This window comes from Brachybacterium sp. ACRRE (genome assembly GCF_022346485.1).
In the GTDB taxonomy this organism is placed as follows: domain Bacteria; phylum Actinomycetota; class Actinomycetes; order Actinomycetales; family Dermabacteraceae; genus Brachybacterium; species Brachybacterium halotolerans.
This window is the reverse complement of record NZ_JAKRMO010000030.1, coordinates 1-13,319: the sequence shown is the minus strand read 5'-3', so window position 1 is coordinate 13,319 and position 13,319 is coordinate 1. Positions and strand designations below refer to the sequence as shown.

The 13,319-nt window shown below is 73.1% G+C and carries 17 protein-coding genes; 9 read left to right on the top strand and 8 right to left on the bottom strand.

The window, feature by feature from the left end; genetic code table 11:
• Nucleotides 1-16: 16 nt before the first annotated feature.
• Nucleotides 17-337 carry a putative quinol monooxygenase gene (locus MHY49_RS10240; RefSeq protein WP_152351887.1) on the top strand — a complete coding sequence of 107 codons (321 nt, stop codon included), beginning with the start codon at nucleotides 17-19 and terminating at the stop codon, nucleotides 335-337.
• 13 nt (nucleotides 338-350) lie between these two features.
• On the opposite strand, the gene MHY49_RS10235 is transcribed toward MHY49_RS10240, so the two are convergent.
• The 3 genes from MHY49_RS10235 to MHY49_RS10225 form a co-directional block, all read right to left on the bottom strand.
• A complete protein-coding gene (locus MHY49_RS10235; RefSeq protein ID WP_239203891.1) occupies nucleotides 351-1,136 on the bottom strand; it encodes a DUF899 family protein in 786 nt (261 codons plus the stop codon).
• A gap of 206 nt (nucleotides 1,137-1,342) precedes the next feature.
• Complete coding sequence (locus tag MHY49_RS10230; protein WP_239203890.1) at nucleotides 1,343-1,975, bottom strand: dihydrofolate reductase family protein; 633 nt, start codon at nucleotides 1,973-1,975, stop codon at nucleotides 1,343-1,345.
• 116 nt (nucleotides 1,976-2,091) lie between these two features.
• Nucleotides 2,092-2,883, bottom strand: coding sequence for a phosphatase PAP2 family protein (locus MHY49_RS10225; protein WP_239203889.1), 792 nt, complete (start codon nucleotides 2,881-2,883; stop codon nucleotides 2,092-2,094).
• A 103-nt stretch (nucleotides 2,884-2,986) separates the two neighbouring features.
• On the opposite strand from MHY49_RS10225, the gene MHY49_RS10220 reads away from it, so the two are divergent.
• The 3 genes from MHY49_RS10220 (at nucleotide 2,987) to MHY49_RS10210 (ending at nucleotide 4,735) form a co-directional block, all read left to right on the top strand.
• Nucleotides 2,987-3,583 carry a 1-acyl-sn-glycerol-3-phosphate acyltransferase gene (locus tag MHY49_RS10220; RefSeq protein ID WP_239203888.1) on the top strand — a complete coding sequence of 199 codons (597 nt, stop codon included), beginning with the start codon at nucleotides 2,987-2,989 and terminating at the stop codon, nucleotides 3,581-3,583.
• Entirely contained in the window at nucleotides 3,576-4,016 is a 441-nt protein-coding gene (gene arfB, locus MHY49_RS10215; protein ID WP_239203887.1) for an alternative ribosome rescue aminoacyl-tRNA hydrolase ArfB, read from the top strand. The genes MHY49_RS10220 and arfB overlap by 8 nt, the downstream gene beginning before the upstream one ends.
• Nucleotides 4,017-4,096: 80 nt before the next feature.
• Nucleotides 4,097-4,735, top strand: a complete 639-nt coding sequence (locus MHY49_RS10210) for a cyclopropane-fatty-acyl-phospholipid synthase family protein (RefSeq protein ID WP_239203886.1) — start codon at nucleotides 4,097-4,099, stop codon at nucleotides 4,733-4,735.
• Here the strand turns inward: MHY49_RS10210 and MHY49_RS10205 are convergent.
• Nucleotides 4,732-5,376 carry a dihydrofolate reductase family protein gene (locus tag MHY49_RS10205; protein ID WP_239203885.1) on the bottom strand — a complete coding sequence of 215 codons (645 nt, stop codon included), beginning with the start codon at nucleotides 5,374-5,376 and terminating at the stop codon, nucleotides 4,732-4,734. The genes MHY49_RS10210 and MHY49_RS10205 overlap by 4 nt on opposite strands.
• A gap of 153 nt (nucleotides 5,377-5,529) precedes the next feature.
• On the opposite strand from MHY49_RS10205, the gene MHY49_RS10200 reads away from it, so the two are divergent.
• Together MHY49_RS10200 and MHY49_RS10195 are read left to right on the top strand one after the other, a co-directional pair.
• Complete coding sequence (locus MHY49_RS10200; protein WP_239203884.1) at nucleotides 5,530-5,772, top strand: PspC domain-containing protein; 243 nt, start codon at nucleotides 5,530-5,532, stop codon at nucleotides 5,770-5,772.
• 70 nt (nucleotides 5,773-5,842) lie between these two features.
• Nucleotides 5,843-6,286, top strand: coding sequence for a hypothetical protein (locus MHY49_RS10195; RefSeq protein WP_239203883.1), 444 nt, complete (start codon nucleotides 5,843-5,845; stop codon nucleotides 6,284-6,286).
• Here MHY49_RS10195 and MHY49_RS10190 read toward each other — a convergent pair.
• On the bottom strand, nucleotides 6,283-7,491 hold the full coding sequence (locus MHY49_RS10190) for an alpha/beta fold hydrolase (RefSeq protein ID WP_239203882.1): 1,209 nt from the start codon (nucleotides 7,489-7,491) through the stop codon (nucleotides 6,283-6,285). The genes MHY49_RS10195 and MHY49_RS10190 overlap by 4 nt on opposite strands.
• A gap of 37 nt (nucleotides 7,492-7,528) precedes the next feature.
• Nucleotides 7,529-8,311 (bottom strand): TetR/AcrR family transcriptional regulator, encoded by a 783-nt coding sequence (locus MHY49_RS10185; RefSeq protein ID WP_239203881.1) that lies wholly within the window; start codon nucleotides 8,309-8,311, stop codon nucleotides 7,529-7,531.
• A 126-nt stretch (nucleotides 8,312-8,437) separates the two neighbouring features.
• Between MHY49_RS10185 and MHY49_RS10180 the strand changes: the two genes are divergently transcribed.
• Complete coding sequence (locus tag MHY49_RS10180) at nucleotides 8,438-9,370, top strand: NAD-dependent epimerase/dehydratase family protein (RefSeq protein WP_239203880.1); 933 nt, start codon at nucleotides 8,438-8,440, stop codon at nucleotides 9,368-9,370.
• A 37-nt stretch (nucleotides 9,371-9,407) separates the two neighbouring features.
• On the opposite strand, the gene MHY49_RS10175 is transcribed toward MHY49_RS10180, so the two are convergent.
• A complete protein-coding gene (locus tag MHY49_RS10175; RefSeq protein ID WP_239203879.1) occupies nucleotides 9,408-10,067 on the bottom strand; it encodes a TetR/AcrR family transcriptional regulator in 660 nt (219 codons plus the stop codon).
• Between the two features lie 156 nt (nucleotides 10,068-10,223).
• On the opposite strand from MHY49_RS10175, the gene MHY49_RS10170 reads away from it, so the two are divergent.
• A complete protein-coding gene (locus MHY49_RS10170) occupies nucleotides 10,224-11,084 on the top strand; it encodes an NAD(P)H-binding protein (protein WP_239203878.1) in 861 nt (286 codons plus the stop codon).
• Nucleotides 11,085-11,218: 134 nt separating this feature from the next.
• On the opposite strand, the gene sigJ is transcribed toward MHY49_RS10170, so the two are convergent.
• A complete protein-coding gene (gene sigJ / locus MHY49_RS10165) occupies nucleotides 11,219-12,241 on the bottom strand; it encodes an RNA polymerase sigma factor SigJ (protein ID WP_255719843.1) in 1,023 nt (340 codons plus the stop codon).
• Between the two features lie 247 nt (nucleotides 12,242-12,488).
• Between sigJ and MHY49_RS10160 the strand changes: the two genes are divergently transcribed.
• Nucleotides 12,489-13,235: an SDR family oxidoreductase gene (locus MHY49_RS10160; RefSeq protein ID WP_239203877.1), complete on the top strand. Its 747-nt coding sequence runs from the start codon at nucleotides 12,489-12,491 to the stop codon at nucleotides 13,233-13,235.
• Nucleotides 13,236-13,319 lie beyond the last annotated feature (84 nt).

The following is a 13,319-nucleotide window of genomic DNA, read 5'->3' as shown; positions in this document are numbered from 1 at the left end:
GAGCGGAAGGACCGTCATGATCCTCATCAACGTCAAGTTCCCGGTGAAGCCCGAGTTCGCCGATCAGTGGCCCGAGATCGCGAGCGAGTTCACCGAGGCCACCCTCGCCGAAGAGGGCAACAAGTGGTTCGAGTGGTCCCGCAGCGTGAAGGATCCGAACACCTACGTGCTCATCGAGGCCTTCACCGATGAGGGCGCGGGACCGCACGTGAACTCCCCGCACTTCAAGAAGATGCAGGGCGATTTCCCGCAGTACCTCAGCGCGACCCCGCAGATCGTCTCCCAGCAGGTCGACGTGGAGGACTGGGGCCCGATGGGCGAGCTGCAGGTCGACTGATCGAGCCCTGTGCTCAGTGCCCGCCGCGGCGTCCGAGGGTCGTGACCGGCCCGGCGCCGGGGCGGGTCCACTGCGGCGTGGGACGGCTGTCCTCTCCCCAGGTGGGGGTGCCGTTCTCGTCGCTGCGCCAGCTCCAGCACGCGGGGTTCTGCCCGGGCCATCCCTCGGGGCTGTCCTCCCAGTCCTCGCGCCGTCCCCAGACCGTCATGTCGAGCAGCCCCATGGTGGGGTTCGCGCGTTCGACGCCGCGACCCGTCGTCCGATAGGTGAGGAACACGCGGTCGCCCTCGCGCACGAAGCTCGCGACGTACCCCATGTCGCCGCCGATCGGCGCGGGCGCCTCGCGCACCGAGTACCAGGGCACGGTGTCGTAGCCCATGAACTCGGTGAACGGGGCGACCTCGTCCCACGCGCCCACGGTGAGGATGGCGAGGGAGACGCCGTTCTGGTGCAGGTAGGTCGCGTCCTGCAGGTGCCAGGCGGAGACCGTGCAGCCCTCGCACTGTCCCTGGTGCGGGGCGCCGTCGTGCCACATGTGCTGGTACACGACGAGCCGGTCGCGGCCCTCGAAGAGGTCGAGGAAGGGCACCGGACCGTCGGCCCCGATCACGGGCGTGGTCCCGTCGACCTCGACCATCGGCAGGCGCCGACGCGCCGCGGCGATCGCGTCGCCCTCGTGGGTGTGCGCCTTCTCCCGCACCAGAAGTTCGTCGCGCCGGGCCTGCCAGGTGTCCATGTCGACGACCGGCGGCAGTGCGCGCCCCGTCGCCGTGCTGCTGCTCTCCGCTGTGCTGCTCATCCTCGAGCCTCCTTCGCAGGACGTCGCGGACCGGGGCGCCGTGTGCCGGTCGCCGACCGCCCGTGAGGTCTCCGGCCCCTCCTCGCGGGGCCGGACATGCGCCAGACCTTACGCCGACGCCTGCGCGGGGGAATGTCCGATCCTGCGGCGGTCATCGCGGCACGGCCGGCGGTGATGTTCCGCGCGGCCCGGGGACGGAGACCGGCTCAGCGCTCCCAGGCGGTGCCGGGCGGCGCGTCGAGCGGCGTGGGCACGTACTCGAGGAGCTGCAGACCGCCCTCGAAGGTGCGCGCCTCGACGAGGTCGAGCGCCACGTCCTGGTACCGCTCCCAGATCCGCTCGAGCCCCGTGCGTCCGGTGATGACTGGGAACAGGACCACCCGGAAGCGGTCCACGACTCCGGCGCGCAGCAGGGAGCAGCCCAGGTCGATGCTGCCCATGGTGACCAGGGGCTTGACGGACGTGCGCTTGAGCTCCCGCACCGCTTCGACGGCGTCGGTGCTGATCAGTCGCGTACCCGGCCAGGCGAGGGGCGCGCTGAGGGTCGCGGAGAAGACGATCTGGTCGGCGTCGGCGAGCTGGGCGAAGCTCGCCTTCTCGTCCTCGGAGACGTCGATCTGCTGGGCCTGCTCGGACATCTCCTCCATCACCCGGTACGTGTTCGCGCCCATGAGGGTGAGGGAGTCGGGCTGCTGGGCGAGCCAGTCGAGGTACTCGGGGCTCTCGAGCCCCCACCATCCGGGCCAGCCCTTCCCCGCGGCGCAGCCGTCGAGGGAGAGGATCAGGTCCACGGTGAGGGACTGCTCGGTGCGGGTGGGCTGCGTGTCGGGACCGTTCATCGCGGGCTCCTCGATTCGGCGCGCGAGGGTGCCGACATGGGGCTGCCGGCGTCAGGCTGCCGGCGTCAGGCTGCCGACTTCAGGCCGCCGGCGTGGGGCGCGCGTGTGCTGGGAACCTACTCCTGCGCGCCCTGCGGCGCATCCGGCGCGTCGGCGTCGTCCCGTCGTCCCCAGCGCTGATCACCGAGGATCACGAGCCGCAGGCACAGCGCCCCGGCGAGCACGCCGCCCAGCAGGTCGCTCGCCCAGTGCCAGCCCAGCAGCAGCGAGGTGACCACGGAGTTCAGCACGATGAGGACGACGCCGATGCGCACGAGGCGCAGCGTGCGCGGCGCGACGTGCGCGTAGCGGGCGATGAGGTACGCGACGACGCCGTAGATGAGCACGGCCTCGGAGGCGTGCCCCGAGGGGAAGCTGATGCCCTTCTCGCCGAACTCCTGGATGCCGCCGGCCAGCAGGTCCGCGTCGTCGAGGGTCGGCGAGGGGCGGGCGATGAGCAGCTTGAGGCCGCCGATGCCCACGAGGAAGGCGAGCTCGGCAGCGAGGGCGACCAGCAGCGGCCGCCAGGTGCGGCCTCGCACCGCGAGGACGATCGCGACCGCGGCGAGGACGGGGAGGCACACGGCCTGCCCCGCGATCCGGTCCAGCACGCCCTGGACGAACGGCAGCAGCTGGGGCGCGAGGTGGTAGAGCCAGTGCCGGTCGAGCATGCCGTCGAGCCCCTGGATCGGGCCGGCCGCGGCGATCGTCGTCGCGAGGAGGGCGAGTGCGAGCACGGGCACCGAGGTCAGGCGGCGCCACAGCCGCAGCCCGCGACCCGTGCGGGGGGTCGTCGCGCGCACCGTCCCGGACGTCCCGAGGCGTGATGCCAGAGGGTCCTCGGGAGTGGGGCGTGCGTCGGAGACCATTGCCGCTCAGAGTAGGGGTCTCGTCGACCCGAGCGCACTCCCCCGGCGCCTCGGTGTCGCGGGAGGCACAGGAACGCGGATGCGGATCCTCTACGGTGTGCGCATGATCCGCCGACTCCTCGCCCGCGCCTTCTGGGCGATCAGCCGCTGGCACCTCGTGGCCCGGCCGGCGCCGACGCGACCGACGGTGCTGCTCGGCGCCCCGCACACTTCCAACTGGGACTTCCTGCTCATGCTCGCGATCGCCTGGCGCCTGGGCATCGAGGTGCACTGGCTGGGCAAGCACACGCTGTTCCGCTCCTGGCGGGGACCGCTCATGCGCGCGCTCGGCGGGATCCCCGTGGACCGCTCGGACCCTCGGAGCGTGGTCGCCGAGGTCGTCGAGCGGGTCCACGGCGGCTCCGTGTTCGGCCTGGTCATCACGCCCGACGGCACCCGCGGAGGGAACACGCACTGGAAGTCGGGCTTCTACCGGATCGCCCGGCGCACCGGGATGCCGGTCACGCTCGGCTTCGTGGATCGCACGACGATGACGGCGGGGCTCGGGCCGACGATCGACCTCACGGGCGATGTCGCCGCGGACATGGACGTGATCAGGGCGTTCTACGCCGACAAGTCGGGAGTCCGGCCCGAGCGCCGCGTCGAGCCGCGGCTCGCGGAGGAGAGCGAGGGACTCGACGGGGACGCGCCCCGTGGATGATCTGCGGGTCCCGCCGGGGCCCGGCGCCCCGCGAGGGCTCGTGGTGCCCGCCTCCGATCTGGTCGAGCTGTTCTCCCATGCCTCCGGTCCGGGCGGGCAGGGCGTGAACACCGCCGACTCCCGTGTGCAGTTGAGCATCGACCTCGCCACGACCTCCGCGCTCGACGGGGCGCAGCGCGAGCGCGCACTGGACCATCTCGCCTCCCGGCTCGCCGGCACGGTGCTCACGGTCGTCGCCGCGGAGCACCGTGCGCAGCGTCGCAATCGCGTCGCCGCCCGGGAGCGCCTCTCCCAGCTGCTGCGCGAGGCCGTCGCCCCTCCCGTCCCCCGTCGGCCGACGCGCCGCACCCGCGGCTCCCAGCGTCGACGGCTCGAGGCGAAGAGGCAGCGGTCGCAGACCAAGGCGACGCGCCGCCGGCCGGAGCGGGAGTAGCCCGCCCGGGCCGTTCCGGTCAGGCCCGGGCCCCGTGACCCCGTTTGGCCCGCCGCGCCCTGCTCGCCCATGATGTCCGCATGGACGCGGACCACTCCACCGAGAGCGAGCGATTCTGGGAGGCGCACTACGCCGAGCGCGGCGCTCCCACGAACGCCCCATCCCCGAGCCCCATGCTGGTCGACCTGATCGGCGAGTTCGCGCGGCAGCCCGGCGCGGCGCTCGAGCTCGGGGCCGGTCAGGGCGGGGACGCCCTCTGGCTCGCCCGAGGCGGATGGACCGTCACCGCCGCCGACGCCTCGACCACGGCGGCACGACGGATCGAGGAGACCGCCCGCGCGGAGGGCCTGACGGATCGCGTGAGCGCCGTTCAGGCGGATCTCGCGCGGGACATCCCCGAGGGATCGTTCGACCTGGTCTTCGCCTGCCACTTCCAGTCGCCGGTCGAGATCGACCGGGACGCGATCATCGCCCGGGCCTCCCGACAGGTCGCTCCGGACGGACTGCTGCTCGTCATCGACCACGCCTCGGTCGCACCCTGGTCCTGGGACCAGGACATGGAGTTCCCCTCGCCCGAGCAGACGCTCGAGGCGTTCGCGCTCACCGGGGGCTGGGACCGCCTGATCGTCGAGCCCCGCCGACGCACCGCGACCGCTCCCGACGGCGCGAGCACCGCCGAGGTCACCGACAACGTCATCGTGCTCCGGCGGGGTCTCTAGGCGCCTTCCGGCGGTTCCGCGACCGCCTGCCTGCCCGGCGCACCCATCTCGTGGGCACCACCCGCGCCGCGGGCGCGATAGTGCAGGTGCACCGCACCGCTGGTGAACGCCCGCTCGTGGACGCGCTCGAGATCGAGACGTATCCCGTCGGGCAGGGCTCGCAGTCCCCCGCCCACGATCATCGGGACCACGAACAGGTGGAAGTCCGTGACCATTCCGGCGCGGATCGCGTCGGCCGCCGTCGTCGGCCCGAAGATCTCGACCTGCCCGGGAGCCTCGTCGACGATCCGCTGCAGACCGGCGAGGTCCAGGTGCCGGAGCAGTCGGGCGCGCGCCGGATCGACGCGGCTCTCGTCGAGCGTCGAGGACGCGACGATGCGCTCGATGCGCTGCCAGCGGCGGGCGAACTCGCGCTCGGCCTCGTCCCACTCCTCGCCGTCGGGCCCGGTCTCCGGATCCGCCTCCCAGTACTCCATGAGTTCGAAGGTGCGCCGGCCCATGACCTCGGTGCTCACCTCGGCCAGGCGCTCGACGTGGACGGCGAACACGTCGTCGCCGGGCGCTGACCACTGGAAGTCCCCGTCGGCGTCGGCCGCATAGCCGTCGAGCGACATCGTGGCGGTAAAGGTGAGTGTCCCCATGATGAGCGCCTCTCCACGGTGCGCCGTCGGCGCCGCCCGCGATGCGGATCGTCCTCGATCGCCCCTCGGCGCGTGCGGCCGAGGGTGCACGGATTCTACGCGCGGGGGCTATCCCCCGTGACCCGCGGAGACGCGGTGCGTAGCGTTCCGGGCATGAGACCCCTCTTCGACACCGTGCGCTCCCTCGGCTTCCGTCGCGGTCCCCGCCGCCTGCTCGCAGGCATCGCGGGCGGCATCGCCGCGAGGACCGGTCTGAACGTGTGGCTGGTGCGTCTGCTGCTGCTCATCGCGTTCCTGCTGCCGTTCGTCGGCTTCGCGGCGTACGTCGTCGCCTGGCTGCTGCTGCCCTGGCAGGACGACTCGATCCCGCTCGAGCGCCTGCTCACGCGCGGGTGATCCGGGCTCCGGAGCAGTCTGCTGCGCGCATGACGCGGTCAGACCGTCCCTGCTGTGCGACGGTGGTGGGATGACGGACGCTGCGGAGGAGATCGTGCTCGTGGTCGACGGGGCGAACGTCGTCGGCTCGGTGCCCGACGGCTGGTGGCGCGATCGCGCCGGAGCCGCCGTCCGCCTGCGCGACCGCCTCGAAGGGCTCGAGATCCCCGTCGAAGGGCTCGAGATCCCCGCCGATCCGGCCGGGACGATCCGCCCGCTCGTCGCGCTCGTCGTCGAGGGCAAGGCGCGGGACATCCCCGAGATCGGCACAGTGCGCGTGGTGCGCGCGCCCGGATCCGGGGACGACGAGATCGTCGCCGAGGTCCAGCGTCGGATCGCGGACGGCTCCACGGTCCTCGCGGTCACCAACGATCGCGAGCTGCGCGCACGGATCGAGGCGGCCGGCGGCGAGGTGCGGAGGGTCGGATGGCTGCGGGGGATGCTCGACGCCCGGGACCGGGCCCCTCGGGACTAGGGAGAGGTCGGTCCGCCCGCGGGCGACAGCGGCGGGTCCTCGCTCGCCCCGCTCACCCTAAAGTCGCGTCGGATGCGCTCTGTCGCCCGGCCCCACGCGCTCGCCGCCACCCGCGCCTGGTGCGCGGCGAAGGACTCACGGTCGACGAAGGTCTCGGCGACGGTCCAGACCAGCGGATCCTCCGTCGGTTCCACATGGAAAGCGAGGCAGCCGGGCTCGGCACGCGTGAGCTCGACGTGCTGCGCGAGGTGGCGGCGGACCAGATCCGCCTCCCGGTCGTCGGCGCACACGAGGCTCCCGCGCAGCTCGACACGGCCCGGAGCCGGCGTGCTCCGCGTCTCCGCGCCGCTGCGCTCCTCGGCTGCACTGCACTCCGTGGCTGCACTGCGCTTCTCGGCCCCGCGCCGCACCGCGGTGAGCCACGCGCGCAGGAGCGCGCGCACCGCATCGGGCTGGTCGAGATGGACGTTGTGCCCCGCGCCGTCGAGCGCGGCGAAGGTCGCGCGGGGGAAGCGGCGCGCGAGCGCGTCCTGGTCCTCGAAGCCGACCACGTCGTCCTGCCTGCCGGCGACGACGAGGACCGGAAGGTCGCGGGTCGAAGGATCCGCCGCGAGCGCCGCGTCGGGCAGGGAGTCCAGCTCGTAGAGATCTCCCAGTCGGTGCATCGCCTCGACGTCGGCCCCGCGGATGCCGGGAAGCGCCGTCTCGCGGAAGCGCTCCCAGTTCTCCCTGCTGAGGACCACGGCCATCTCGGCGTAGGTCTCCGCGTCGGCCGGATCGAGCGAGGCGAGCAGTCCCGGCTCCTCCGCGAGCACGGTCCGCGCGGGCAGCGTGCGGTGCTCGCGCACGGGGTCGACGACGGGGGCGAGCAGCGCCATGCCGAGGCACTGGCCGCTGCGGCGCGCGACGAGGTCGCGGGCGAGGAGTCCGCCCAGGGAGTTCGCGACGACCGCGAACCGCCGCGTGCCGAGCAGCTCGCCGACGATCTCGTCGACCCGATCGGCGAGGTCCGGCAGCCCTCCGCGGCCCTCGAGCGGCGGGGTGCCGCCGAATCCCGGGAGGTCGGGGTAGAAGCGCTCCCAGGCGCCGTCAGCGGCGAAGACGTCGTCGAGGTCGAGCAGGAGCCGATGGTCGAGGCCGTTGCCGTGGACGAACAGCACGGGCGTTCCGGAGCCGCGTCGGACGAGGTGGGGCTGGGCAGTCACGGTGCGAGGGTAGCGAACGGCCCGGTCACGGTGGGGATCACAGCAGTCCGAACTCCCCTGCCGTGGCGTCGACCCACTGCGCGAGCATCTCGTCGCCGTGCGGTGCGAAGTCCGCCCCGAGCTGCCCGAAGAGCTGCGCGGAGATCAGCCCGACCAGCCCCGTCCACGCCAGGACGCTCGCCGCGGCGAGTGCGGGCGACGCGTCCACCCCGAGCTCCCCCGCTCCTGCCGAGAGCACCGCCGAGTAGGCCTCTCCCGGTGCGCTCGCCAGGACGGAGCCGCGGCCGCGTGATGGCGCCTCCTCCTGTGCCGACGGGCCGGAGGCGCTCTCTCCTCCCGCCAGGATCTCCATGAACCTGGCCATCACGCGCGTGCCCGGACCCGTGGTCCGCTCCGCCGGCGCAGCGTACCCGGGAACGGGCGACCCGTAGACGAGCGCCCACCGCTGGGGCTGTTCGATCGCCCAGCCTCGCATCGCCCCGGCGAGCGCCGCGAGAGCCGCCTTCCCGGCGCCACCTTCCGTCGGGACATCCGCGAGGGCCGCGTCCACCCGGTCCGCGAGGTCCGTGAAGGCGTCCTCCAGCAGGAGCGTGAGCAGGTCGTCACGGCTGGAGACGTGGCGGTAGATGGCCGACGAGGCGACATCGAGCCCGCGCGCGATCTCGCGGACGGAGAGCCCAGCGGGCCCGTCCTTCTCCAGCAGCTCCCCGCCCACGCGGAGGATGCCCTCGCGCATCTCGGCGCGCGCCTGGGCGTGGCTGCGGCGTGGTCGCGCACTCGTCGCGCTCTTCGCGCTCGGCGCACTCGTCGGCTTCTCCATGCCGGTCAGTCTGGCACCGCGTGCCCGTCGGAGCAATTCTGCGAGCACTGCTCTTGTTTTTTTGGGCGCACCGGTCTAGCGTCGTCCTCGTCATATAGCGAGCAGTGCTCACAGAAGGAGTTCCCCATGCGGTACCTCATCACCGGAGCCGGCCAGATCGGCACCCAGCTGGCACGCGACCTCCTCGCCGGCGGCCACGACGTCACGGTGCTGCGGCGCGGCACCGACGTGGAGCCCGGCGCCCGCCTGGTGCGCGGCGACGCGGGCGATCCGGCCACTCTCCGCTCCGCCCTGACGGATGCGGACGGCGCCACCGCCGACGCGATCCTCCACTGCATCCACTCGAGCTACGACGCCTCCGCGTGGCGCCGGGACCTGCCCCAGCGCGAGCGCGCGGTCATGGACGCGGCGGCCGAAGCGGGCATCCCCATCGTCTTCCCGGAGTCCGTCTACGCCTTCGGCGAGGGGGCCGCGGATCTCCACGAGGGCGCACCCCTGGCTCCCGCCTCGCCGCTCGGCGAGGTCCGCGCGGAGCTGCTGCGCACCCGGGCCGCCCACCCGGCGACGACGCTGTCCGTCGTCGCGGCCGATCTTCTCGGGCCGACGGCAGTGCCCGAGACCTCGGTCTTCCTGCAGCTCGTGCTCCAGCCCGCGGCCGCGGGCAAGCGCGCGTGGGTGCTCGGGGACCCGTCCGTGCCGCGCACCCTCACGTCCATCCCGGACATGACGGCAGCGATGGCCTTCGCCGCCCAGCACGCCGACGAGCTCGCACCGCACGGCGACGCGATCCTCATGACGCCCTCGCCGGAGCCGCTGAGCCAGCGCGAGTTGGCGGAGCGCACGGCGGCGCTGGTCGGCGAGCGCTCGCACGGGGCCACGGGCATCCCCTCGCCGCTGCTGCGCGCGATCGGCCTCTTCTCGCCCACGTTCCGCGAGCTCACGCACCAGCAGTACCTGTGGCGCCGCCGCGCAGTGATCCACCCGGGCACGCTGACCAGGGACTTCGGTCTGCAGCCGACCGATCTGGACCGGATCATCCTCTCGTCGCTGCAGCGCTGACCCGCGGCGACGGGCGGACGTCGACTGCCCGCCGCCATCAGGCCTCGTCGCCTGGATCAGTCCTCTCGCCCGATCCGTCATGGGACGGATGTCGGGCGGGCCGGGCGGGCCGACCGGGCCGGACGGACCGGGCGATCCCGTCGAGCAGGAACGTCGTGCGTCGGTCGTAGCCGGGACGCGGCGGCCTGCCGCGCTCCTCGAGCACGAGCGCCGTCTCGATCGCGAGGGCTTGGAAGTCCTCCGGCTCGAACGTCTCGGCGAGAACCCCGGTCGCGACACCCTGGGCGACGAGCTCCTCGTGGAAGCGCTCCCCCTGGCTGCACAGCTCCATGAGCCCGCGGGAGCCGGGCACCTGCCGCAGGATCACGCCGTTCACGGCCGGCAGCCGGTACTGCAGATCGCGCAGCGCCGCGACGTACCAGCGGATCCGCTCTTCGGTGTCGTCGACCGCCCGCGCCCTCTCGATGACGTCGAGCAGCTCCTGCGCGCCGACCTCGTCGATGACGGCGTCGATCAGGCCCGCCCGACCGCCGAACCTGTTGAACACGGTCGCCTTGCTCACGTGGGCCGCGGCGGCGATGTCCTCGAGGGGAGCCGACAGGCCGCGATCGCGGAAGACCTCCACCGCCGCGGCGCGGATGCGGTCGTGGTTGCGGCGCGCATCGGCCCGCAGAGCACCGGGATCCAGGGACTCCATCCAGGCTCCTCCGTCCTTCGTCACTCCTGATGTCGGAAGAACTTGACCTACGTGGTCAACTTCGTCGAGGATCGTACCGCACAGGAAGTTGACCACCCGAGTCAACTTGTCTCCTCCGACCGGGAGGGGCGCACCGCCGACGGAAGGACGACCGACGTGATCATCGCGACCGGAGCAACAGGCACCCTCAACGGCGCCACTGTCGAACGGCTCCTTGAGAAGCTTCCTGCCGAGCAGATCGGCGTGAGCGTGCGGGACCCCGAGCGCGCGGCCCACCTCGAGCGCCGCGGGGTGCGCGTGCGCCGGGGGACGTACGACGATCCCGACGCCCTGCGGCACTCGTTCGAGGGGGCGGACCAGGTGCTCCTGGTCTCCTCGAGCGACCTGACGGCCGACGTCCTCGCCCAGCACCGCCGCGCCATCGACGCGGCCGTCGACGCGGGTGCCCGGCGGATCCTCTACACGAGCGCCTTCGGCGCCGGCTTCGACACCCCCTACCCGCCGCTGGCTCTCCACGCCGCCACGGAGCAGCACCTCGCGGAATCCGGCGTCGCCTGGACCTCGCTGCGCAACGGCTTCTACGGCGATCTCGGCCAGCTGCTCGGCCCGTGGCGCACCACTCGCACCATCGCCAGGCCGGCCGACGGGCCGTTCGCCTGGGTGGACCGCCGCGACGCCGCGGAGGCGGCTGCGGCGATCCTCGTCGGCGACGGCGACGGCGACTTCGACGGCGTCGTGGACCTCGTCCCGGGCCGTCCCGTGACGCTCGCGGACTTCGCGGCGGCGGCATCCGATGTCACGGGCGAGCCCGTCGAGCGCGTCGTCGTCGATGACGAGGAGTGGGTCGCCGGTGAGGTCGATGCCGGCGTGCCGGAAGCGGCAGCACGTTTCAGCCTGTCGATGTTCCGGGCCACCCGGGAGGGGCACTTCTCGGGCTCGGACCCCACGCTCACCCGCCTGCTGGGCAGGGAGGCGCGCACTCCCGCCGACATGATGGCGGACCACCTCGCCGCGTGAGCGCGACCGGGGCCCGGGTCCACTCTGGGCCGGGACCGCCAGACCCGGATCCGCTCGGGGCCGGGTCCGCTCGGGGCTTCGCCTACGTCGGGTGGGGCGCGGCGGCACCCTGACCGGCTGCGCTCCCGGGGTGCTCAGTTCCAGAGCGTGAGCTTCTCGGGGTTCATCATCAGTCGGACCTCGCTCACGGCGCCGTCGACGACCTCCAGCGTGACCACGCCGAAGATCCGCGCCTCGTCCCAGAGCGCGAAGCCGAGGCCGTCGGGCGTGTCCTGCTCGAGGACGGTCGCCCTCGGATTCTTGGTGAGTGCTCCGAAGAGGAACCGTGCGACCCGGTCCGGACCGAGGACGGGTCTGCGCGCAGCCGTCACGCGGCCGCCGCCGTCGGAGCGCAGCACGACGTCGGGGTCCAGAACGGCGACCAGCCCCGCGAGGTCGCCGCTGCGCGCGGCAGCGGCGAATGCCCGGACGACGTCGTCGTGCTCGCTGCGGTCCGCGCGCCGACCACGGTCCGCCTGGACCCTTCGCCGGGCCGAGGTGGCCAGCTGACGGCACGCGGCCGGGGTGCGCCCCACGGTCTCCGCGACCTCGGCGAAGGGGACGGCGAACACGTCGTGCAGCACGAACGCGACCCGTTCGGCGGGCGTCATCGACTCCAGGACCACGAGCAGAGCGGTGCTCACCGAGTCGTCGAGGGTCACCCGGTCCGCCGGGTCCTCGGTCACCGTCCCGGTCGGGAACGCGAGGGCGGGCACGGGCTCGGGCAGCCAGGGACCCACGTAGCTCTCGTGGCGGCGGCGAGCGGACCCCAGGACGTTCAGGCAGATCCGGCTGGCGGCGCGCGTCAGCCACGCCCTCGGCACTCGGATGGCCGCGCGCTCCTCCTCGGACAGCCGGTACCAGCGGATGTAGGTCTCCTGCACGGCATCCTCGGCCTCGGCGACCGTGCCGAGCATGCGGAAGGCGAGGGACAGGAGGTGGCGCCTCTCCCCCAGCGCCTCGGCGTCAGGGCCCTGGGCATCCGGGCCCTGGGCATCCGGGCCCTGGGTATCCGGGTCCCGGGATTCCGGGCCCGGGGCATCCGCGCCCGCGGTATCGGGGTCGTGACCGTGCGGTCCCGGCGGCGTGGGCTGGTGATCGTCCTCGAGCGGTGTCATGGCGTGCTCCCTTCACCCCACAGGACCGGGCAGCGGGTCGAGGTGTGAGCCGCAACGAGGAATCGAGGACCGCACTCCGCCGTCGTCGGCACGGCGCCGCCTCACATCGCCGCCTCGCATCCGGTCACAGGGGTATGACGCGAAGACTACTCAGCACACCGCAGGCACGATCCCGCCGACAGGACCACGACACCCCGCTCACCGGGACCCCGTGCACGATCATCGGCACCACCAAGGCCGACGTCCGATGAAGATCGTCGTCGCCGGAGCGACCGGCACGCTGGGTCGCCATGTCGTCGCCGCAGTGTGGGATGCGGGCTGCGAGCCCGTTCCCCTGAGCCGCAGCACGGGCACCGACCTCGTCACGGGCGAGGGCCTCGTCGAGGCCCTGCACGGCGCCTCGGCCGTCATCGACGCATCGGCCACCAGCAGCACCTCGACCTCTGCCTCCGTCGACTTCTTCACCACGGTCACCGACCACCTGCTGACGGCCGAGCGCACCGCTGGCGTGCCGCACCACGTCGCGATCTCGATCATCGGAGCCGCGCGGGTGCGCGCGAACTACTACGCGGGCAAAGCGGCCCAGGAGGATCTGCTCCAGGGCCGCGACGGCGGATGGTCGCTGCTGCGCACCACCCAGTTCCACGACTTCGCCCAGCAGCTGATCGGCCACGGCGCGGTGGGCCCCCTGCAGGTGGTCCCCACAATGCGCTCGCAGCCGATCGCCACGAGCGAGGTCGCCGCCGAACTGGTGAGGATCGCGACCGGGGCGCCGCAGGGAGTCGTGCCGGATCTCGCGGGGCCGGCGGAGGAGAACATGGCCGACCTGGTGCGGCAGCTGCTCGCATCCGAGGGGCACAGACGCCCCGTGATCCAGATCCCGCTGCCCGGCGCGTGGGGTCGCGGCATGCGCGACGGGTCGCTGCTCCCCGCCCCGGGGACCCGGCGCGGCGAGATGACCTTCGCGCAATGGCTCGCCCGTCGGCGGACCTGATCGCCTCCGCCCCGCATGACATCCGGTGAGCTCCGGCGCGGGCCGGTCCGGGCCAGGCCGGGCGGGGCCAGGCCGGGCGGGGCG